Source organism: Mesorhizobium sp. M2A.F.Ca.ET.067.02.1.1 (assembly GCF_004023285.1).
Lineage (GTDB): Bacteria > Pseudomonadota > Alphaproteobacteria > Rhizobiales > Rhizobiaceae > Mesorhizobium.
This window is the reverse complement of record NZ_RZSB01000651.1, coordinates 1-3,434: the sequence shown is the minus strand read 5'-3', so window position 1 is coordinate 3,434 and position 3,434 is coordinate 1. Positions and strand designations below refer to the sequence as shown.

Genomic DNA, 3,434 nt, shown 5'->3' with positions numbered 1-3,434 from the left:
GACGGCGCGCGACCATCCGGCGACGACCGCCGCCGTCGGACTTGTCGTGGTCGGACTGCTTGCCGGCCTTCTTATCAGCCGCCGCTGATCAATCGACCGAATCTGAAACAGAAACGGCGGCCGTCCTCGACGGCCGCCATTTCCATGCCGTCGGCTGCAGGCGATCAGTTCGCCAGCTTGAGCCGCGTCTTCGGGTCGACCTTCATGACCTGGCTGCACTTGCCGTAGACGGTGCCGTTCTTGTCGGTGGCGTCGGTGTAGGTGCCCTTACAATCGAGCTGCAGCACCAGGCAGGAGCCCGAACCCTTACAGACGGCGCCGCCGTCGCCGGTCGGATGTGTGCCCGCGAAAGCCGGAGCCGAGACCGAGCCGAAAGCCGAGACGACGAGAGCCGCGGCGAGGGTGATACGCTTGAAGTTGGTCATTTGAGCATTTCCTTCCATTGGTTGTTGGGATCGGCATTCTGGCGTCCCGTTGGGTTGAGGAGCACCTTCGCGGCGCCCATAACCGGTTAGTGCTGTCTCCAACGGAAAGGTTCATATGCGATGCAAAAAATGCGGGGCAGAGAGGAAGTCGCGAGTAGAACTCTCACCTGCGTGTTGCCATTTGGCAAATCCGTCCTAACGACAGCATATGAGCGATTGTCCCGATGCCCGAAGCGAAACGGATGGCGTTCCCTGCGGCGCTGTCGGATTGCAAGTTACGGTCACCGACTTGTTCGGGTTTGGAAAGGTTACCAGGTCGCTTGGGGGCCTGCGCGGCTTCACATGGGCGGCGCGATGCCGTGATTCCCGACCACGACTCGATTCGCGGTGAGCTTGCCATCGCCACCTCGCTTGGCGTTGACGAAGACCGCGGCGCCCGGCGTCAGATCCGAAGGCGTGGCAGCGGCGAATGTCACGATCGGCGTCGTCTGGGGGATCGCGATCTGTTTTTTCTGGCCGTTGTCATAGGTAAGCGTGACCGTGCGGCCCTGGATTTCGGTGACGTCGGCCACGGTGCCGTTTGTCATGCGGCTGTTGGGCTGCAGATCCCAGTCGCGGTCGCCTTCTCCCGTGCCCGTCAGCGCCGCGGGAAAGATGACGACTTCCAGCGCCCCGCTGGCGCCATCGGCCTTGGAAAGCGAGGCGATGCCGAGAAAGTCGCCCTGCTTGATGTCGGCCGCCGATGCCTTGGCGACACCCGAAATCTTCCAGCCGTCGGCAAGCGTGATCGCATCGGTCTTGCCGTCGCGGTCCTTCACCGTCAGCGTCGATCCGGTTATACCGACGACAGTGCCTCGAACACGTGCGGCATCCGTCGCCCACGCTTCCCCGCAGATGACACTTGAGACTGTGCCGAGCACAATTGCGAATGATTTCAAATCCATGGCATTCGGTCCTTCCGTGAAACGCCCGTCGCCCGGGTTTTGGCTGCCGGTGACGGCCAGCTAACGAATCGAGGCGTCGAAAATGCCGGCGAAACCGGTCGCGGCGCTTCAAAAGAACTTGATTGGGCGCCGCGCGATCTTACATGTGGGACGCCTGCGATACCGGCCGGAATGCCGCTTCACGATGGCGTGACGGCCTAAGCTCTTGGCAAATCATTTGTTAACGAGCATTCTCCCGCCAGTCTCAGGCAACGCCACATTTCATCCGACCTGTTTCATCCAAAGGAGTTGCCATGCCCAACACCGCACGGAACGCCGTTTCCAACGACATCATTGCCGCGTCCGGCCTCAATCCGCTGAAGGCCGCTCGCGAAACGAGGGGATATACGATCGAGGAACTGTCTTTGACCTGCGGCCTGGCCGTGGGCGAGATCGTCGACATCGAGGACGGCAAGGACGCCGATCCCGCCAAGCTCCGGCGCATCGCTTCCGCGCTGCAGATGCCGGAAGAGGAATTGATCAAAGTGCCGGCCGCCGAGAATCGGCCCACGCATCAGTAGAGGCGCGAAAAGCGTCCATTCGAGCCCGCCGAGGTTTCGCCCGGCGGGCTTTTTAATGCCTGAAGGCGGAAAGCGCTGGCTCTTGCCAACAATGGTTTAGCCGTGCGATTCGCCGACCGCTGCTATCCGACAGACCTGACGAGGGGCCCACCATGAGCTTGGAATCGGTTCGCGCTTTCTTTGCGCGGCATGCGCCCGACATCGAAGTCATCGTCACCGAGGCCAGTTCGGCCACCGTGGCGCTGGCGGCGGAAGCCCACGGCGTGATGCCCGCGCAGATCGCCAAGACGATCTGCCTGCGCGTCGGCGACGAGACCATGCTGGTCGTCACCAGCGGCGTCGCCAGGCTCGACAACCGCAAGTTCAAGTACAGGATGGGCGGCAAGCCGCGCATGTTGGGCGGCGAGGAGGTGCTGGCCGTCACCAGCCATCCGCCGGGCGGCGTCTGTCCGTTTGGCCTGCCGGCGCCGCTTCCCGTTTATTGCGATCTGTCGCTCAAGGCCCTCGACGAGGTCGTCCCCGCTGCCGGCGCCACCAACGCCGCTGTGCGCATCACGCCGCAGCGCATGGCCGATCTGGTCGGCGCCATATGGGTCGACGTTTGCCAGTAACAATTACCGCCTAGATATCTCCTTGCGGTCCGCGAGCGCCTTCGCCGGCATTCGGCCGCAGGCGCACGCTCGCATTGGGTTGATGGCGGCGCTCATGGTCCATGCCTTTCGCGGCTGCGCCTCGATCAATCCGAAAGCGTCGACTAACGGCCAAAGATTTGGACATTAGTCTTGACAGAAATACATATGTTCAATACCCGTCAAGCATCAGACAGCATGCAATATGGGAGGAATAAGCGGCATGGCTTCCAATATTTCGTTGACGGGCCTTGCCCGGGATCTCGAGGAACGTGGCAAGTCCGGCAAGCCCATCCGCATCGGCCTCATCGGCTCAGGCGAAATGGGAACCGACATCGTCACCCGCGTCGCCCATATGTCCGGCATCGAGATCGGCGCCATTTCCGAACTCAACCTGCCGGCGGCCAGCAAGGCCGTCGATATCGCTTTCCAGGAAACCGGACACGCGCGGGAAGTGTCGAACGCGTCGGCCATGACCGCTGCCATGGAGGCGGGCAAGATCGCCGTCACCAACGATTCCAGCCTTGTCATCGGCAATGACCTCATCGACGTCGTCATCGACGCGACCGGCGTTCCGGCCGTCGGCGCCGAGATTGGCCTGCGCGCCATGGAGCATGGCAAGCACCTGGTGATGATGAATGTCGAGGCGGACGTCACCATCGGCACCTATCTCAAGAGCGAGGCCGACCGGCTTGGCGTCACCTATTCGCTGGGCGCCGGCGACGAGCCGTCTTCGTGCATGGAACTGATCGAGTTCGTCTCCGCCATGGGCCACCCGATCGTTGCCGCGGGCAAGGGCAAGAACAACCCGCTCAACATCGACGCCACGCCTCCGGACTATGAGGAGGAGGCGAAGCGCCGGCACATGAATGTGCG

4 protein-coding genes and 2 pseudogenes are annotated in these 3,434 nt (G+C 62.3%); 4 read left to right on the top strand and 2 right to left on the bottom strand.

Annotated elements, in window-relative coordinates:
* Positions 1-88 (top strand): annotated as a pseudogene (locus EOA28_RS40515) (hypothetical protein); the annotation flags it as partial.
* 76 nt (positions 89-164) lie between these two features.
* Here the strand turns inward: EOA28_RS40515 and EOA28_RS29360 are convergent.
* Positions 165-425, bottom strand: a complete 261-nt coding sequence (locus EOA28_RS29360; RefSeq protein WP_127251774.1) for a hypothetical protein — start codon at positions 423-425, stop codon at positions 165-167.
* 338 nt (positions 426-763) lie between these two features.
* Positions 764-1,369 (bottom strand): hypothetical protein, encoded by a 606-nt coding sequence (locus EOA28_RS29355; protein WP_189342234.1) that lies wholly within the window; start codon positions 1,367-1,369, stop codon positions 764-766.
* Positions 1,370-1,662: 293 nt separating this feature from the next.
* Between EOA28_RS29355 and EOA28_RS29350 the strand changes: the two genes are divergently transcribed.
* The 3 genes and pseudogenes from EOA28_RS29350 to EOA28_RS29340 all read left to right on the top strand — a co-directional run.
* The gene (locus EOA28_RS29350) at positions 1,663-1,929 is read left to right on the top strand and encodes a helix-turn-helix transcriptional regulator (RefSeq protein ID WP_042640159.1); all 267 of its coding nucleotides are present in this window, start codon (positions 1,663-1,665) and stop codon (positions 1,927-1,929) included.
* Between the two features lie 152 nt (positions 1,930-2,081).
* Positions 2,082-2,540 carry a YbaK/EbsC family protein gene (locus EOA28_RS29345; RefSeq protein ID WP_127251775.1) on the top strand — a complete coding sequence of 153 codons (459 nt, stop codon included), beginning with the start codon at positions 2,082-2,084 and terminating at the stop codon, positions 2,538-2,540.
* 241 nt (positions 2,541-2,781) lie between these two features.
* A pseudogene (locus EOA28_RS29340) lies at positions 2,782-3,434 on the top strand (homoserine dehydrogenase); the annotation flags it as partial.

Excerpts from the sequence above, each read along its gene's own strand:
- EOA28_RS29360 (WP_127251774.1), bottom strand. The coding sequence starts at position 425 with ATGACCAACTTCAAGCGTATCACCCTCGCCGCGGCTCTCGTCGTCTCG.
- EOA28_RS29355 (WP_189342234.1), bottom strand. The coding sequence starts at position 1,369 with ATGGATTTGAAATCATTCGCAATTGTGCTCGGCACAGTCTCAAGTGTC.
- EOA28_RS29350 (WP_042640159.1), top strand. The coding sequence starts at position 1,663 with ATGCCCAACACCGCACGGAACGCCGTTTCCAACGACATCATTGCCGCG.
- EOA28_RS29345 (WP_127251775.1), top strand. The coding sequence starts at position 2,082 with ATGAGCTTGGAATCGGTTCGCGCTTTCTTTGCGCGGCATGCGCCCGAC.